At 66.3% G+C, this 15,501-nt stretch carries 11 protein-coding genes; 6 read left to right on the forward strand and 5 right to left on the reverse strand.

Annotated elements, in window-relative coordinates; all coding sequences use genetic code 11:
• Positions 1–89: 89 nt before the first annotated feature.
• Positions 90–452, reverse strand: a complete 363-nt coding sequence (gene panD, locus NOG11_RS11345; RefSeq protein ID WP_256619881.1) for an aspartate 1-decarboxylase — start codon at positions 450–452, stop codon at positions 90–92.
• A gap of 338 nt (positions 453–790) precedes the next feature.
• Between panD and NOG11_RS11350 the strand changes: the two genes are divergently transcribed.
• The 5 genes from NOG11_RS11350 (at position 791) to NOG11_RS11370 (ending at position 10,840) form a co-directional block, all read left to right on the forward strand.
• Complete coding sequence (locus tag NOG11_RS11350; RefSeq protein ID WP_256619882.1) at positions 791–4,765, forward strand: S8 family peptidase; 3,975 nt, start codon at positions 791–793, stop codon at positions 4,763–4,765.
• 142 nt (positions 4,766–4,907) lie between these two features.
• Positions 4,908–7,397, forward strand: a complete 2,490-nt coding sequence (locus tag NOG11_RS11355) for a tetratricopeptide repeat-containing hybrid sensor histidine kinase/response regulator (RefSeq protein WP_256619883.1) — start codon at positions 4,908–4,910, stop codon at positions 7,395–7,397.
• Positions 7,398–7,412: 15 nt separating this feature from the next.
• The gene (nagA, locus tag NOG11_RS11360; RefSeq protein ID WP_256619884.1) at positions 7,413–8,576 is read left to right on the forward strand and encodes an N-acetylglucosamine-6-phosphate deacetylase; all 1,164 of its coding nucleotides are present in this window, start codon (positions 7,413–7,415) and stop codon (positions 8,574–8,576) included.
• Positions 8,577–8,624: 48 nt separating this feature from the next.
• A complete protein-coding gene (nagZ, locus tag NOG11_RS11365) occupies positions 8,625–9,653 on the forward strand; it encodes a beta-N-acetylhexosaminidase (RefSeq protein WP_256619885.1) in 1,029 nt (342 codons plus the stop codon).
• The gene (locus tag NOG11_RS11370) at positions 9,650–10,840 is read left to right on the forward strand and encodes an anhydro-N-acetylmuramic acid kinase (protein ID WP_256619886.1); all 1,191 of its coding nucleotides are present in this window, start codon (positions 9,650–9,652) and stop codon (positions 10,838–10,840) included. Before nagZ ends, NOG11_RS11370 begins: the two co-directional genes overlap by 4 nt.
• Here NOG11_RS11370 and NOG11_RS11375 read toward each other — a convergent pair.
• The 4 genes from NOG11_RS11375 to NOG11_RS11390 form a co-directional block, all read right to left on the reverse strand.
• Complete coding sequence (locus tag NOG11_RS11375; protein WP_256619905.1) at positions 10,829–12,007, reverse strand: amino acid aminotransferase; 1,179 nt, start codon at positions 12,005–12,007, stop codon at positions 10,829–10,831. The two genes, NOG11_RS11370 and NOG11_RS11375, sit on opposite strands and share 12 nt — an antisense overlap.
• Before the next feature lie 117 nt (positions 12,008–12,124).
• A complete protein-coding gene (locus NOG11_RS11380) occupies positions 12,125–12,277 on the reverse strand; it encodes a hypothetical protein (protein WP_256619887.1) in 153 nt (50 codons plus the stop codon).
• A 149-nt stretch (positions 12,278–12,426) separates the two neighbouring features.
• Positions 12,427–13,590, reverse strand: a complete 1,164-nt coding sequence (locus tag NOG11_RS11385) for a PLP-dependent transferase (RefSeq protein WP_256619888.1) — start codon at positions 13,588–13,590, stop codon at positions 12,427–12,429.
• The gene (locus tag NOG11_RS11390) at positions 13,587–14,576 is read right to left on the reverse strand and encodes an alpha/beta fold hydrolase (protein ID WP_256619889.1); all 990 of its coding nucleotides are present in this window, start codon (positions 14,574–14,576) and stop codon (positions 13,587–13,589) included. The genes NOG11_RS11385 and NOG11_RS11390 overlap by 4 nt, the downstream gene beginning before the upstream one ends.
• A gap of 284 nt (positions 14,577–14,860) precedes the next feature.
• On the opposite strand from NOG11_RS11390, the gene NOG11_RS11395 reads away from it, so the two are divergent.
• Positions 14,861–15,442 (forward strand): energy transducer TonB, encoded by a 582-nt coding sequence (locus NOG11_RS11395; RefSeq protein ID WP_256619890.1) that lies wholly within the window; start codon positions 14,861–14,863, stop codon positions 15,440–15,442.
• Positions 15,443–15,501: the final 59 nt, after the last annotated feature.

Below are 15,501 nucleotides of genomic sequence, written 5' to 3' on the forward strand. Positions count from 1 at the left end.
GGTGATGGGTCCCACGGACAAGCCATGGGAAAGCGCTCAATAAGGACTCGAGGCTTCGCACACCGACATGCTGCCTTCGATGACACACCCTACCCCCTGATCACCTCTTTCACGCTGTTGTCCTCGTTCATCAGCGCCACCACGGGGCGGTGGGTCTCCGCCTCCTCGGCGTCCACCTCGCAGAAGGCCGTGATGATGACCCGGTCGCCTGCGTGGGCGTGCCTAGCTGCGGCGCCGTTGAGCATGATCTGGCGGCTGCCTGCTTCCGCCGGCAGGGCATAGGTCGTCAGCCGCGCACCGTTGGTGATGTTCCACACATCGACCTTCTCGTTGGGCAGCAGGCCCACAGCCTCCATCAGCTCGGTGTCGATGGCGATCGAGCCCTCATAGTGGAGGTCCGTCATGGTCAGCGTCGCCTGGTGGAGCTTCGCCTTGAGCATGGTGAGGCGCATGGGAACCTTTAGGTCGCGTCCGGGAGGGCCAGCCTATGCCCGACAAGGACCACTCCGCGCAAGCCGGAAATCCGCGTCTCTACTCCAGGTTGTAGCGTGAAACCATATCGAAGGTTAACGGGATTCACTGTGAGAACCTAACAAGTTTAACCTTTAACCGCTTAACCCAGGCGGCGACTGGGCTGTGAACGAGTCACGCTAACCGAGATACCTGACCGGTTTCCGTCCCGGAACCAAACTCTATGGTTGCGTAAAAGTTGAGATTGTGCCCTAACAGATTCCTAATGTGCGGGCAGGCGCAGGGGCGCCGCGTGTTTACGCCCGCCGGGAGCAGACACATGAAGAAGTATCTGGTCAGCACTTGCGCCGCGGCACTGGTCGCAGGAATCGTCGGCAGCACGGCGTTTGCAACGGACTTCACCGTCCGCGAGATGCACCTCGATCCTCTCGAAATGCATCTGGACCCGCTGGAGATGCACCTCGACCCTCTGGAGATGCACCTCGACCCTCTGGAGATGCACCTCGACCCTCTGGAGATGCACCTCGATCCTCTCGAAATGCATCTGGACCCGCTGGAGATGCACCTCGACCCTCTTGAGATGCATTTGGATCCGCTCGAAATGCACCTCGATCCGTTAGAGATGCATCTCGACCCCCTGGAAATGCACCTAGATCCGCTGAGCAAGATTCTCGGCTCCACGATCTTCACCGCCAACGAGATGCATCTTGATCCCCTAGAGATGCACTTGGACCCGCTCGAGATGCATTTGGACCCCCTGGAGATGCATCTGGATCCTTTGGAAATGCATCTCGATCCGCTGGAGATGCACTTGGATCCGCTGGAGATGCATCTTGACCCGCTCGAAATGCATCTGGATCCCCTCGCTCTCGGTTTCGTCGCCCTTCAATACGGCAGTCTGAGCGGCAACCAGGCCATGATGTCCGGTCAGGGCAGCCTCTTCTGGGGTACCTTCCGGCCCATGGAGATGCACCTCGATCCTCTCGAAATGCATCTGGACCCGCTGGAGATGCAGCTCGATCCGCTCGAAATGCAGCTCGATCCCCTTGAGATGCATCTCGACCCGCTGGCGCTCTTCATCGATCCGCTGGAGATGCACCTCGATCCTCTCGAAATGCATCTGGACCCGCTGGAGATGCACTTGGATCCCTTGGAGATGCATCTCGATCCGCTCGAAATGCACCTTGATCCCCTTGAGATGCACCTCGACCCGCTGGCGCTCTTCATCGATCCGCTGGAGATGCATCTGGACCCCCTGGAGATGCATCTCGACCCGTTGGGCCTGTTCGCCTCTGCCATGGAGATGCACCTTGATCCTCTAGAGATGCATCTGGATCCGCTCGAAATGCATCTCGATCCCCTTGAGATGCACCTGGATCCCTTGGAGATGCACTTGGATCCGCTTGAGATGCACCTCGACCCTCTCGAAATGCATTTGGACCCCCTGGAGATGCATCTCGATCCGCTGGCCGTGCAGCTCTACGTGCTGAGTGCCCACCTGCGGACCCTGGAGATGCACCTCGACCCCCTCGAAATGCATCTGGACCCGCTGGAGATGCATCTCGATCCGCTTATGCTGCGCGCCCTGAACGCGCTCAGCCTCTCGGGCGACGGCATCTCCTTCGAGCGCTTCGAGATGCACCTCGATCCCTTGCGTCAGCTCGGTGATCTGGCCGCGGAACTCGCCGCTCTCGAACAGACCCTGGGCAGCCTCGACATGGTCGCCCTCGAAATGCACCTCGACCCCCTCGCCTTTGCCGAGGTGCAGCGGGTGATGGGCGCGATGGGTGGTCTCTCCGGCCTCACCCAGCAGATGACCCAGGTGGCCAGCGCCGTGGGCTCCTTGATCGGTGCCTACGACACCTATCAGGACCTCTACACCCGCGCCGAAGAGCGCTACGGCAGCCTGATCGAAGCCGAAACGGGCCTTGGTTTCACCGAAGGTTTCCTGGAAGGCTTCTTCGAGAAGCACGGTCTTGAAGGCTCGGGCTTCGGCGACTTCCTCGCCATGAGCGAGGCCGACCGCACGCGCTTCCTGATCGACTTCAACGACCAGCTCTTCACCTTTGTCGGCGTCGACCACCCTGACCACTGGATGAGCGCCGTCAAATGGTCGCCGCGCCTCTCCGAGATCGCGGGCTACGGCGAGGGCGTCACCATCGGCGTCGTCGACCAGGCCTTCGAAGGCGCAGGCCCCCTGGCCGAAGCCCCCGAGCTCGACGGCGGCATCTTCGCCGGACAGAACCACGGCCGCGCCGTGGCGGGTCTTGCCGCCGGGGCGCTGGACGGCGAGGGCGTAATGGGCGTGGCGCCGAACGCCACCGTCACGCTCTCCAACCCCTTCGATGCGCAGAGCTACGCCGACGAGCAGGATGTGATGGCCTCCATCACCGCCGTGGGCCGCGCAGGTGCCTCGATCATCAACCTCTCCATCGGCGAGAGCGGTGCCACTTTTGCCGAGGGCTGGGACGAGGTCTTCCAGAACGGCCGCGTCGCCCAAGCGACCCGCGACGCGCTCTTCGTCCTGGCCGCCGGCAATGACGGCGTCGTCCAGGAGTTCGACGTCAACATGAACGGCACCCACGGCGCCGTGGAGCGGATCATCCTGGTCGGCGCCATCGACCCGCGCGGGAACATCGCCAGCTTCTCCAACACCCCCGGCGATGCCTGCTTCACCGTCGGCAGCGACTGCGTCTCCATGGCCAGCCGCTTCCTGGTCGCCCCTGGCCAGCAGCTCCTGGTCGCCACCGAGGACGGCATCGGCCGCACCTCCGGCACCAGCTTCGCGACGCCCATCGTCTCCGGCGCCGCAGCCCTCCTGCAGAGCCGCTGGGAGTGGTTGCAGCAGGAGCCCGAGGCCACCGCCGAGATCCTCTTCCGCTCCGCCGACGACCTCGGCGCACCGGGTGTGGACGCGGTCTACGGCCACGGCCTCCTCAACGTCTCGGCCTCGCAACGGCCCCTGGACATCAACGCCCTCCGCTTCGAGGGCGCAGGGCTAGGCACCTCCGTCATCGGCGCAGGCCTCACCCCGCAGCTCATGGCGCGGGTCGATCCCACCGCCAGCCTCACCGCCTTCGAGACCGTCGGCAATACGTTCCGCGACTTCGAGATCCCCGTCGGCGTCCTCACCACCTCGGTCATCGACCCCGGCGTCAGCCTCGAGACCGCGGCGGAGACCGTCTTCGCTGGCCGCCTGGGCACGCCCATCGGCACCATCCAGTCGGTGGCCGGTCTCTCGGTGGCCGGTCAGGGCTTCACCGATGCAGGCGCCGTCGCCAGCCAGTTCTTCGGTGGCGAGGGTCAGGGCTTCACCCTTACCCTCGAGGCGCGCAAGCCCGCCCACGGCCTGGCCGTGCCTGAAGGCGCCGTGCCCTTCGAGACCCATGGCGAGCTCACCTCGGAGCGCACCGGCCTTGCCTTCCGCTTCGGCCACGGTGCCGGTGCCCTTGCCTTCACCGGCGACAGCTTCGCCATGGTCTCCGACCACGACGTCCTCACCGGCGGCGTGAACCCGGTCCTCGGCCTCGCCTCGGGCGGCGCCTACCTGCAGCTTGAAGGCCAGCTTACGGGCCGCCTCAGCTTCTCGGGCGGCATCACCCACCGCCAGGACGCCGACCTCGTGGTCAACCCGTTCTCGGGCGAGCTGACCGAGCGCGTCGCGGGTACGGAGGGCTACAGCGCCTCCGCCGTCAACGCTGCGCTGGGCTACGCGGTCACCGAGGGCACGAGCTTCACCTTCGGCTACACGCTGCTACAGGAGCGCCAGGGCTTCCTTGGCGGGCAGAGCGTCGGCGGCTTGAGCTTCGGCGAGGCAGCGCAGACCGGGGCGGTGACCGTCGGCGTCGAAAGCGCCCTGCCCTTCGGCCTCCAGCTCTCCGGCTCGGCCAGTGCAGGCCGGACCACGGGGGCGGGCGCGGCCAGCGGGCTTCTCGGTATCGACGAGGGCGGCATTCTCACCTCGTCCTACCAGCTCGCCGTGTCGAAGCGCGGCCTCTTCGGCGAGGACCGGGTGCGCTTCTCGATCGCCCAGCCCCTCCATGTGGAGAGCGGCGATCTCGCCCTGCGCACCCTTGACGTGATCGACCGTGAGACCGGCGAGCGGGCCGTCACCGCCGACCTCATTGGCGTCGACCGCGCCGACCGCCGCTATGTGGCGGAAGTTCTCTACGGCCGCCCGGTGCTCGATGGCCGGTCCGAGCTGAGCCTCTTCGCCCAGCACGACACCGATCCGCTGCTGACCGCGGGCCAGAGCGGCACCACGGCGGGCATCCGGTTCCGCTCCGCTTTCTGACGCCTCACTGGCTTTCTCTGGAAGACAATGGCCCGCTCCCCTCTGGCGGGCGGGTTTTTCGTGGGCACAACCAGGAGGGGAGCCGCGAAGACATTCTTAATGCCTTGTGATCTAGAGACCTCCCGTGAGCGAGGCTTCGACCATGAGCCAAAAAAGAACCCTCGCGGCCCTGCTTGCTCTAATGAGCGCAGCCGCTTTGCAGCCCGCCGCCGGTAACCAGGCCGGCACGGGACCCGTCTCGCTGCTCGAACGCGCCCAGGCTGCCGTCCCCTCCGACACCGAAACGGGTCTTGCCCTGGCGCGCGAGGCCGCGGCCCTCGAGATGGCCGGCCCGACGCCGCGCTCCGCCGTCCTGCAGCGCGCGGCCTGGCTCGAGGCCGAAGCCCTGTTCCGCCTGGGCCGCCTGGAGGAAGCGGGCACCCATCTCGACAACGTCTTCGCCACCATCGAGGCGGAGAACACGCCGGTCTACGGCAAGCTGCTGATCGCCGATGGCCGCATCGCCAGAAGCCTCGGCCAGGACGGCCGCGCCCTCAAGGACTTCCAGGAGGCCTTCACGGTCTTCGCCGAGCTCGGCGACCGCCGCTACATGGCGATCTCGCTGCAGGCCATCGGCACGCTCTACCAGAACGCCCGCCAGTACGACCGCGCCATCGAATATATCGAGCGCAGCCGCGCCATCGGCGCCGACGACCCGATGCTCACCGTGGCCGGGCTCAACAACGCCGCGAACGCCCACCGTTTCGCCGGTCGTCTCGACATCGCAAGGAGGCTCCTGCGCGAGGCCTTGGAGATGGAGGCGGTCAGGGCGCTCCCCTTCTGGCAGCTCACCATCCAGTCGAACCTCGCCCTCGTCGAGTGGCAGGCCGGAGAGATGGCTGCCGCCGCAGACGCCCTGTCCGGGGTGAAGGCGCTGATCGCCGAGAACCCCTCCCTCTCCCTGCCCCCCAATGCCGGGGCGATCGAAGCCCGACTTCTAGCCACTGCGGGAAAGCCGCAGGAAGCCCTTGCCTCCCTCGCAAACAACTTCCCCGCCGAGAGCCTGAAGACCGCCACCGAAGCCTCACGCGAGGCCCATCAGATGGTCTACGCCCTCTACCGCGAGCTCGGCGTGACCGACCGGGCGCTGGCGCATCTGGAGACCTATAAGCGCCTCGTCGATGCCGAGCGGGACATCGCGGCCTCGGCCAACCTCGCCATCCTCAACGCCGAGTTCGAGCTCTCCGCCAAGGAGCTGGAGATCTCGAACGAGCGCTCCCAGCGCCTCGAGGCCGAAGTCGCCGCGTCCGAGGCCAAACGCCGCCAGCAGCTCGCCCTCGGCACCGCGGCCTGTTTCGCGGCCCTCGCCCTGGTCCTGTTCCTCGTCACCCGCATCCGCCAGTCGATCAGGCTGCAGCGCATCACCAAGGCCCACAACGCCAAGCTCGAGGACGTCAACGACCAGCTCCGCGAGAGCAACGCCGCCCTGGAGCAGGCGAACGCCGCCAAGACGGAGTTTCTGGCCACGACCAGCCATGAGGTCCGTACACCGCTCAACGCCGTCATCAACCTGACCGCCAATGTGGTCCAGGGCCTGCCCAAGGGCACCGACGCCCATCTCAAGCTCTCCACCGCCCTTCGCTCGGCCGAGCACCTGCACGCGATCGTCAGCGACGTGCTCGATGTGGCCCGTTTCGAGGGCAAACGGGTGGAGGCGCGGATCAGCGAAGTGGATGTCGTCCGCACCGCGACGGACGTGGCGAACCTCTGGTCGCCCAAGGCCAAGGAGAAGAAGATCGGCTTCGAGGTCGCCTTCAGCCCCTCGGCGAAGCTCTTCCCCACCGATGACAAGCTCCTGCGTCAGATCCTCTCCAACCTTCTCTCCAACGCAGTGAAGTTCACCGAGGAGGGCTCGGTCAAGCTCAGCCTTTCCGGCGGCGGCGAGGACGACCTCACCCTGACGGTTTCGGACACCGGCATCGGCATCGCACCCGCCGACCAGGCCTGCATCTTCGAGAGCTTCCGCCAGATCGACGCGGGCAGCACCAGAAGCTTCGGGGGTACGGGGCTGGGCCTCGCCATCTGCCGTCAGATCACCGATCTTCTCGGCGGCGACATCACCGTCAAGAGCGCCGTGGGCCGGGGCACGAGCATCACGGTCACCATCCCGCCGAGCGACGCCCCCGTCAGCGCGCTCGAAGAGGAGGAGCAGGAGAGCGCCGAGGAACCGTCTGAAGAGACCCTCCGCCCCCTGCGCATCCTCGCGGCGGAGGACAACGCGGTGAACGCCATGGTGATCCAGGCCATCCTGAAGAACAAGGTCAGCGGGCTCACCATCGTCGAGAACGGCGCGGAGGCCGTCACCGCGGTCACCAATGGCGGCTTCGACGTGGTGCTGATGGACAAGCAGATGCCGGTCATGGACGGCGTCGAGGCGATCAGGCGTATCAGGGCGCTGGAGGGTCCCGAGCGGGCAATCCCGATCATCGCCGTGACCGCCGACGCCTTCGCCGAAGCCCGCGAGGAGCTGATGGGGGCGGGTGCGGACGACTACCTTTCCAAGCCGGTCAAGCCGGAGGATCTCAAGGAGTCGATTGCCGCCACCTATAAGGGCCGCGGCGGCCAGGCCCCCCTTGCGAAGAACGCGGGTTGAGCGCAGGCCATCTCGATGGCGTCCGCTCTCACCGCACTGACCGGAGCTCGCCTGGTCCTGCCGGACCGGGTCGCGGACGATCTGGCCCTGCTGTTGCGCGGCGGGCTGATCGAGGGGCTGGTCTTCTCCGCTGACCTACCCGCTAATGGCGAGACCTACGACCTCTCGGGCATGACCGTAACCCCTGGCTTCGTTGATCTTCAGGTCAATGGCGGCGGCGGGGTGCTGCTGAACGACGACCCTTCAGTCGCGACGATGATGCGGATCGCAGAGGCGCACCGTAGGTTTGGCACGACCAGCCTCCTGCCCACCCTGATCAGCGACACACCGGCGAAGAGCGCGGCGGCGACGGCGGCCATCCGCTCGGCGCTGGAGGAGAACGTCCCCGGCGTGATCGGGCTCCACCTCGAAGGGCCGCATCTGGCCCCTGCTAAAAGAGGCATCCACAACGACAAGCACTTCCGAACGCTGGACGCCGAAGAGGCCCGGTCCCTCGCCCCGCCGCCGGGAGGCAGCCTCCTTCTCACCCTCGCGCCGGAGCGGCACGAGCCTTCTGTCCTTCGTCAGCTTGCGGCCCAGGGGGCCGTGCTCTCCGCCGGCCACACCGCGGCGGACTACGATCAGACCCGAGGCGCGCTCGGTGCGGGGGTGAGCGGCTTCACCCACCTCTTCAACGCCATGCCGCCGCTTCTCAGCCGGGAGCCCGGACCGGTCACGGCCGCCCTAGAGAGCGAGGCCTGGTGCATGGTCATCGCCGATGGGCACCATATCCACGACGCTGTCCTGAAGCTCGCCTTCAGGGCCAAGGCAGACGGGCGGATGATCCTGGTCAGCGATGCCATGTCGCTTGCGGGTACGGACCTTCGCAGCTTTCAGTTCGACGGCAAAACGATCAGGGAAGAGAACGGCCGTTTGACCGATGACGCAGGCACGCTCGCCGGATCGAACCTCACCATGCTCACCGCTGTCCGTCATGCCGTCAGCCGTCTCGGCCTGCCCCTTCACCAGGCTGTCCGCTGCGCCGCCCTCGAACCCGCCCGGTTCTTGGGTCGGGAGGGTGAGTTTGGACAGCTCGCTGCCGGATGCGCTGCCGATCTGAACATTTTTACGGACTCTCTTAACCTTGTCGCGACAATCAAAGGGGGAGATTTAACCCCGCTCCTGCCTCATTTGCGCTAAGATCGGCTGAGAGGAAGGGCGGTCGCAACGCGAAGGAAGACAGGCCCGATGAGCGGACTTACCTCGGCTATCTATGGCTGCGAAGGACTGACCCTCACCAATTGGGAGAAAGGCTTCTTCCGCGAGCAGCAGCCTTTCGGCTTCATCGTCTTTGGCAGGAACATCGACAGTGCCGAGCAGCTCCGCCGTCTGACGGACGAGATGCGCGAGGCATCGGGCGATCCCCTGGCGCCTGTCTTCGTCGACCAGGAGGGCGGCACGGTGGCGCGGCTCAAGGGGCCGAACTTCCGCCACCCCCCCTCCCCCCACCGCTTCGCCGAGATGGCGAGGGAGGATCCCGAGACAGCCAGCGAAGCCGTCTGGCTCAACGCCCGGCTGATGGCGATGGAGCTCAAAGAGGTGGGCATCAACGCCAACTGCGTGCCGACCCTCGATGTCGTGGGGGCGGACGGCCACCCTTTCCTGCAGAAGCGCGCCCTCGGCGACGATCCCGAGCTCGTCACGCTTCTGGGCCGCTCGATCGCGGTCGGGATGCGGGAGGGAGGGGTGGCGCCCTGCATCAAGCACGCGCCCGGCCATGGCAGGGGCAATGCGGACAGCCACCACAACCTGCCCGAGGTCACCGCCGCCCGCGAGGAGCTGGAGGAGCGCGACTTCCTGCCCTTCAAGCGTATGCTGAAGGAGCCCATGCTGATGAGCGCCCATGTGCTCTACCATGCGCTCGACAAGGACAACCCCGGCACCCTGTCCGAGACGATCATCAAGGGATTGATCCGCGACGAGTGGGGCTATGACGGCCTCATCCTCACCGACGACATCAACATGAACGCCCTGGGCGGCACGATCGAAGAGCGCAGCCGCCGTGCGCTGGCCGCCGGCTGCGAGATCATCTGCCACTGCAACGGGGTGAAGGAGGATATGCAGCAGGTGGCGCGGGCGGCCCAAACCCTCAGCCGGGAGACCATGGCGCGGGCGGACCGGGTGCGGACCATTGCGAACGCTAGACCGAAGGAGCTGGAGGTCCAGGAAACCAAGGAGCGGCTGGCCAGTCTCGACCTTCTGGAACAGACCGCATGAGCGCAGCGAGCCTTGCGCGCCTCTCCGCCATCGCAGCCAAGGGCGAGCGCTTCGTCCTGGGACTGATGAGCGGCACCTCCCTCGATGGTCTCGATATGGCGCTCTGCAGGCTAAAGGGTTCGGGCACCGATACCCGTTTCACCCTGGAAACGTTCGCCACGGCGCCCTACGAGCCCTCGTTCCGTGAGGCGGTGCTTGAGGTCTTCGCTAAGGGTCAGGTCTCGCTCGAGGATCTGACTCTGTTGAACGTCACCATCGCCGAGACCCATGCGGAGCTCGTCAACCGTCAGCTAGCGGACTGGCGCAGGGATAAGGACAGCGTCGACCTCATCGCCAGCCACGGCCAGACCGTCTACCACGCCCCCCGCTCTCTTCACGGGCGCCCGGAAAAACCCAACGCTACCCTGCAGTTAGGTGATGGCGACCACCTTTCTGTCCGCACCGGGATCATCACCCTCTCGGACTTTCGTCAGAAGCAGATCGCGGCGGGCGGGGAAGGCGCGCCGCTTGCAGCTTACGGCGACCTTCTCCTGATGAGCGACCATCACGAGACGCGGGTGCTGCTGAACATTGGCGGCATCGCCAACATCACCTTTCTGCCGAGGGCGGACCAAGACGACCGGGCCTTCTCCACCGATATCGGCCCCGGCAACACCATCATGGACGGCTATATGAGGCGGTATTTCGCGCCCCTCGCCTATGATGAGGACGCATTGGTCGCGAAGCGCGGCACGGTCTGCGAAACGCTTCTAGTCCGCCTTCTTCAAGAGCCGTTCCTGAAGCTGCCCGTGCCCAAGACGACGGGTCCGGAGCTTTTCAGTCTAGGTTGGTTCGAGGCGAAGAAAGAAGAGACGGCCCCCGGCCTCTCCCATGAGGACGCTATGGCCACCCTCAACCGGTTCTCCGCCCACTCGATCGCCCAGGCCATCGCGCCGCTTCGTCCCGATGCGGTGTTTCTTTCGGGCGGAGGCACGCACAACCCGCTGCTCCGTGGGCAGATCGCCGAGGCGCTTCCTAGTGTCGGTCTTCATACGACGGACAGGCTGGGGATGAACCCCGATGCGAAGGAGGCGGTGCTGTTTGCGCTTCTCGCCAACGAGCTGGTGGCCGGCGACCCTGCCGTCTTCGAGAGCCGCATTCTCGGTGCGCCGGCCATCGGCATGGGGAAGATCAGCCTACCGGACTAGGTAGGAAGCGAGGTCGGCGGCGAGCTCACCCAACCGGTCTTCCTTGAGACCGGCGATGTTCACACGCCCGGAGCCTGGCATGTAGATGCCCTTCTCGCGCTGCAGAACCAGCGTGTCCTCCGCCTCGATGGGAAGCTGAGAGAACATCCCTTTCTCCTCGGCGATCCGGGAAAGGCTGTCGTCGTTCGTGGCGCGCACGAGAGCGCTTGCGAACCCTTCGCGCAGACCGTTCAGCCTGCCGCGCATCTGGCCTAGCTCTTCCTCCCAAGACCGGCGAAGCTCGGCATCGTTCAGGATCGTCGCGACGATGGCGGCGCCGTGGGAGGGGGGCATGGAGTAGGAGGCGCGCACGAGCGCCGCCGTCTGGGTGGCGACGGCGTCCTTCGCCTTCGCGCCTGGGGCTTGGATGATCAGTGCACCCGTCCGCTCGCGGTAGAGGCCGAAGTTTTTCGAGCAGGAGTAGGTCAGGATCGCCTCGGGTATACGCTCCAGAAACGCCTTTACGTTCGCCCCGTCCTCTTCGAGGCCCCGCGCGAACCCCTGATAGGCGGTGTCGACGAAAGGCAGGAGACCGCGCTTCTCCACCTCTTCGGCGAGGCGCACCCACTGCTCGGCCGAGAAGTCCGTGCCCGTCGGGTTGTGGCAGGCGCCCTGCAGCAGGAGGATGTCCCCTGCCCTCGCACCCTCCAGGCCCTTCAGCACGAGATCCATGTCGGGCGCGCCCGTCCGGTCTCCGACATAGGGGTAGAAGACGGTCTCGATGCCCAAGGCGGCGGCGATGCCCTCATGGTTGGGCCAGCTCGGGTCGGAGAGGAAGAGCCGCGCATCAGGCGAGGCGAGCTTGGCTGCCTGCATGCCGATGAAGAGCGCGCCGCAGCCGCCGGGCGTCGTGAACGCCGTGTGCCGGTCGCCGAGCCCGCCAAGCGTCAGCTCGCCAATGGCTTCGCAGAAGAGAGGATTGCCGTGAGGGCCTTCATAGGCCTTGGTGGTTTCGGTCTCGAGAAGGCGGCGCTCCGCCTCCTTGACCGCACGGAGGACGGGGGTATCGCCCGCTTCGGTCTTGTAGATGCCGACACCGAGGTCGGTCTTGCCCGGCCTCTCATCCGCTCTCGCCGCCAGCATCAGCCCCAGAAGGGGGTCGGCGGGCGCGGGGTTGAGACTGTCCATCAGGGCCACGGCTTCGCTCCTTCCGATCTCGGCATCGCCGTCCGGCGCCGCCTGAAGCTCGGGGTTTTGCCGCGATCGTGCCTGAGGTCCAGCCCTAGGGGACAAGTTCCCCGAGGTTCAGGGAGCGGCGCCGAGGAAGCTGCCGAAATTGGCGGCGTTGGGGGAGCGGCGCTCGGCCACCGGCTTGCCCTTGGACGCCATGGCGGCGGGGCTGTGCTTGGGGGTGGGGACCGGGCGGACGACCGGCTTGGGGGACGGGCTCTTCTGCATGGTGCTCTCTCCTGACCGAGGCGGCTTCGCAGCCGCGATATCGCTATGCACCAAAGAGGTGAAGCAATCCTTGTCAGGATACAAGCTTACGAAGCGTTTTTCTGCTCCAACGGCGGCCTGTCGCGCATGATCGTGACAAGGTGTGTTGCTTAAGCCATAGCCTCGGCCTGTCGCAGGCCGTGTTTCAGATCGGACATCAGATCCTCCTCCTCCTCGAGACCGACCGAGAGCCTGAGAAGGCCCGGTGCGATACCGGCCTCCCGCCTCGCCGCCTCCTCCATGCCGGCATGGGTCATGGTGTCCGGCACGCAGATCAGGCTCTCGAAACCGCCCAGGGACTCGGCGAGGTTGACGAGCTTCAGGCCGGACAGAAAGCCGCCCACCTCGAGCCCGTCCCGGAGCTCGAAGGAGATCATGCTCCCCGGCCCCTTCTGCTGGCGGGCGATCAGGTTCTTCTGAGGATGGCTGACGGAGCCCGGATAGCGAACCGCCCTCACCCGCTCGTCGTCTTCGAGCATCCGGGCGAGGTTCCTCGCGGTCCGCTGCTGCGCCTCGACGCGCACGGCCAGGGTCCTGACCCCGCGCAGGGTGAGCCAGCTATCGTAGGACGCGCCTGTGACGCCTGTGCAGTTGGCCCACCAGGCAAGCTCCTCGGCAAGGCCCGGATCCTTCGCCAGCGCCGCGCCGCCGACCACGTCGCTGTGCCCGCCGATGAACTTGGTGGTGGAGTGGACGACCACGTCGCAGCCGAGCTCCAGCGGGCTCTGCAGCATGGGGGAGAGAAAGGTGTTGTCCGCGACCGTCACCGTGCCCGCAGCCCTTGCCTCCTTAGCGCAGGCGGCAAGATCGGTGATGCGCATGAGAGGGTTCGAGGGGGTCTCAAGATAGGCGAGTTTCGGCCTCCTGGCGAAGGCGTCCCGGCGGGCCGCCTCGTCGGTCAGGTCGGCGAAGTGAAGCTCGAACTGGCCCCGCCTCGCCCGGTGGGTCAGGAGCCGGTGGGTGCCCCCGTAGCAGTCATGGGGCGCCACCACGAGGTCACCCGGGCTCACCATGAAGAGGCAGAGGTCGAGGGCGGCGAGCCCTGACGAGGTGACCGCGCCGCCGGCCGCGCCCTCCAGCTCCGCGAGGCAGGAGGTGAGCTGGTCGCGGTTGGGCGTCGCCCTCCTTGCGTAGTCGTAGCCCGGTTTCTCCCGGTGGTCGTCCCAAGTGAAGGTGGTGGAGAGCCCGATGGGCGGCGCCACCGAGCCGAAGGCCCTGTCCTCCGCCACCGCCGAGGAGGCGAGGATGGTGCGCTTGCTCCTCTTTTCCGTCACGAGAGCATGCCCTTGAGGATGGGCGCGATGGCCGCCGTCTCCTTGAGAAAGGCGTCGTGGCCGTATCTCGTGGGGATCACCTCGTAGCGGTCGAGTTTGGGCAGGCGGGCCGCAAGCTCCTGTGCCAGCTCCAGCGGCACGAGCTGGTCGCCTTCCGCGGCGATCACCGTGGTCGGCACCTTGATGAGGCTGGGGTCTTCGGAATGGGCGTCGATGGCTGCCGAGAGCGTGCGGTAGCGGGCGGCGCTGACCGTGCTGGCGTAGCGGTCGCCATGGTGCTTGAGATAGGCCTCGAGGTCCTCCCCCCCGGGGCCGAAGCGGCTGCCGAACTCCTCGGCGCTTCGGTAGGTCGTCATGGCGAGCTGGCGGGCGAGGCCGACGCCCTCGGCCTCGCGGTTGGTCCCCTCGGTCAGCTCGAGGATCTGCCGCTGGATGTGGCGCACGGCGGTGGCCATGGGGTGAGGCCGGTGGGCTGCGCAGACCACGGCCAGCCTGCCGATCCGCGCGGGCGCGAGCCTTGCCATGGCCAGGGCCACCATGCCGCCGAAGGAGGCGCCGATCACGGCACCCAGCTCCTCGACCCCCTCGTCCCGAAGCGCCTTCAGGAAGAGGTTGGCGAAGTCCTCTGGGCGTAAACGCTTCGCCTGCCCGCCGTGCTCGGGCAGGTAGTCGGCGCCGATGATGAGGTCCCTATCGCAGCAGACCGCCCGCTGCGGCCCGACGAGCTCGCCCCACCACCCGTCGTCGCAGGAGGTGACCCGCCGCCCCGCGGAGATGCCGCCGAGCACCAGGATGCGGCGACCGCGCGGGTTGCCCTTGAAGCGCAAGCGAACCCTTTCGCCTTCGAGACGGTCACCGGATTGGGCCGTCCATAGGGGGTCCACCTCCCAGTCGGCATCGCGCATACCGGCGGCCGCGCTAGCGGGCACCTGGGACACCGCCCCAGGCTCGACCATCGGATCGTAGAGTTCATCGGCAAAGCTCATCACGCGCTCCTTACGAGGGGCGCCGACCGGCCGGAAGCTTGCGGGGGGCAAAGCATGCGCGAGGGCGGGACAGACAGGTTCCTCTTCCTCACGCACCCCTCGCTTTAGCGACATTTGTCGAGCGCCCCGCAAGCTGAGAGGTCAAATCGGCGCTTGCTCGCTCTCTGCTCCTCTCAGAACCCTTCTGTCAACAGCCGCGGCTGCCTGGGTTGCGTGAGACGATTGACACAATTGGAAGGTTGGGTGACGCTTTTCCCCAGGGAGACTTCATAAGGAGCACTCGGATGACCTGGCGTACCTTGATCGGCCTACCGCTGGCAGGCGCAGTGGTGATGTTTCTGTTCCTTCTCATGGCAGGGGTGATCGACACCAGCGAGCTGCCGCCGGGAACCTCCAAGGAGCGGCCGGATATCAGGATCACGCAGCGGCCTGATCCGGGTGACCCGCCTCCGGACCGTCCCATCAAACCGAAGGACCTCCCCCCTCCTCCGCCCCCAACCTTCACCGACCGCCCCCTGGACGGACCTACCGACGGCGGCGGAACCAGGACCATCGTCATCGACGGCATCGATAAGATCGGCGACCTGCCGCGCAACGAGCCGCTGGTCCCCATCGTGCGGACCAACCCCTCGGGCTTCGAGCGCTGCATCAAGGGAGACGCCGCTGAGCACCGCGTGCGCGTGCAGTTCGACGTGACCCCCTCGGGTGAGACCACCAATGTCAGGGCCGTCGCCTCCAGCGACCGCTGCTACGACCGCTCCGCCATCCGCGCAGTGGAGGGCTGGCGCTACCGGCCCAAGGTGGTGAACGGCGAACCCCAGTGGGTCTACGGCGTCGAGACGACCATCGTCTACGAGGTGCAGTAGTAGGTAATGCCTCAGCTTGAATTGAGTTCGGGGGGTTTGAACAGGGATCACCTCTCCCG

Origin of the sequence: Parvularcula maris (assembly GCF_024505085.1) — a bacterium.
GTDB lineage: Bacteria > Pseudomonadota > Alphaproteobacteria > Caulobacterales > Parvularculaceae > Parvularcula > Parvularcula maris.

Coding starts and splice junctions, on each gene's coding strand:
- nagZ (WP_256619885.1), top strand. CDS start 8,625: ATGAGCGGACTTACCTCGGCTATCTATGGCTGCGAAGGACTGACCCTC.
- panD (WP_256619881.1), bottom strand. CDS start 452: ATGCGCCTCACCATGCTCAAGGCGAAGCTCCACCAGGCGACGCTGACC.
- NOG11_RS11395 (WP_256619890.1), top strand. CDS start 14,861: ATGACCTGGCGTACCTTGATCGGCCTACCGCTGGCAGGCGCAGTGGTG.
- NOG11_RS11370 (WP_256619886.1), top strand. CDS start 9,650: ATGAGCGCAGCGAGCCTTGCGCGCCTCTCCGCCATCGCAGCCAAGGGC.
- NOG11_RS11375 (WP_256619905.1), bottom strand. CDS start 12,007: ATGGACAGTCTCAACCCCGCGCCCGCCGACCCCCTTCTGGGGCTGATG.
- nagA (WP_256619884.1), top strand. CDS start 7,413: ATGGCGTCCGCTCTCACCGCACTGACCGGAGCTCGCCTGGTCCTGCCG.
- NOG11_RS11380 (WP_256619887.1), bottom strand. CDS start 12,277: ATGCAGAAGAGCCCGTCCCCCAAGCCGGTCGTCCGCCCGGTCCCCACC.
- NOG11_RS11350 (WP_256619882.1), top strand. CDS start 791: ATGAAGAAGTATCTGGTCAGCACTTGCGCCGCGGCACTGGTCGCAGGA.
- NOG11_RS11390 (WP_256619889.1), bottom strand. CDS start 14,576: ATGAGCTTTGCCGATGAACTCTACGATCCGATGGTCGAGCCTGGGGCG.
- NOG11_RS11355 (WP_256619883.1), top strand. CDS start 4,908: ATGAGCCAAAAAAGAACCCTCGCGGCCCTGCTTGCTCTAATGAGCGCA.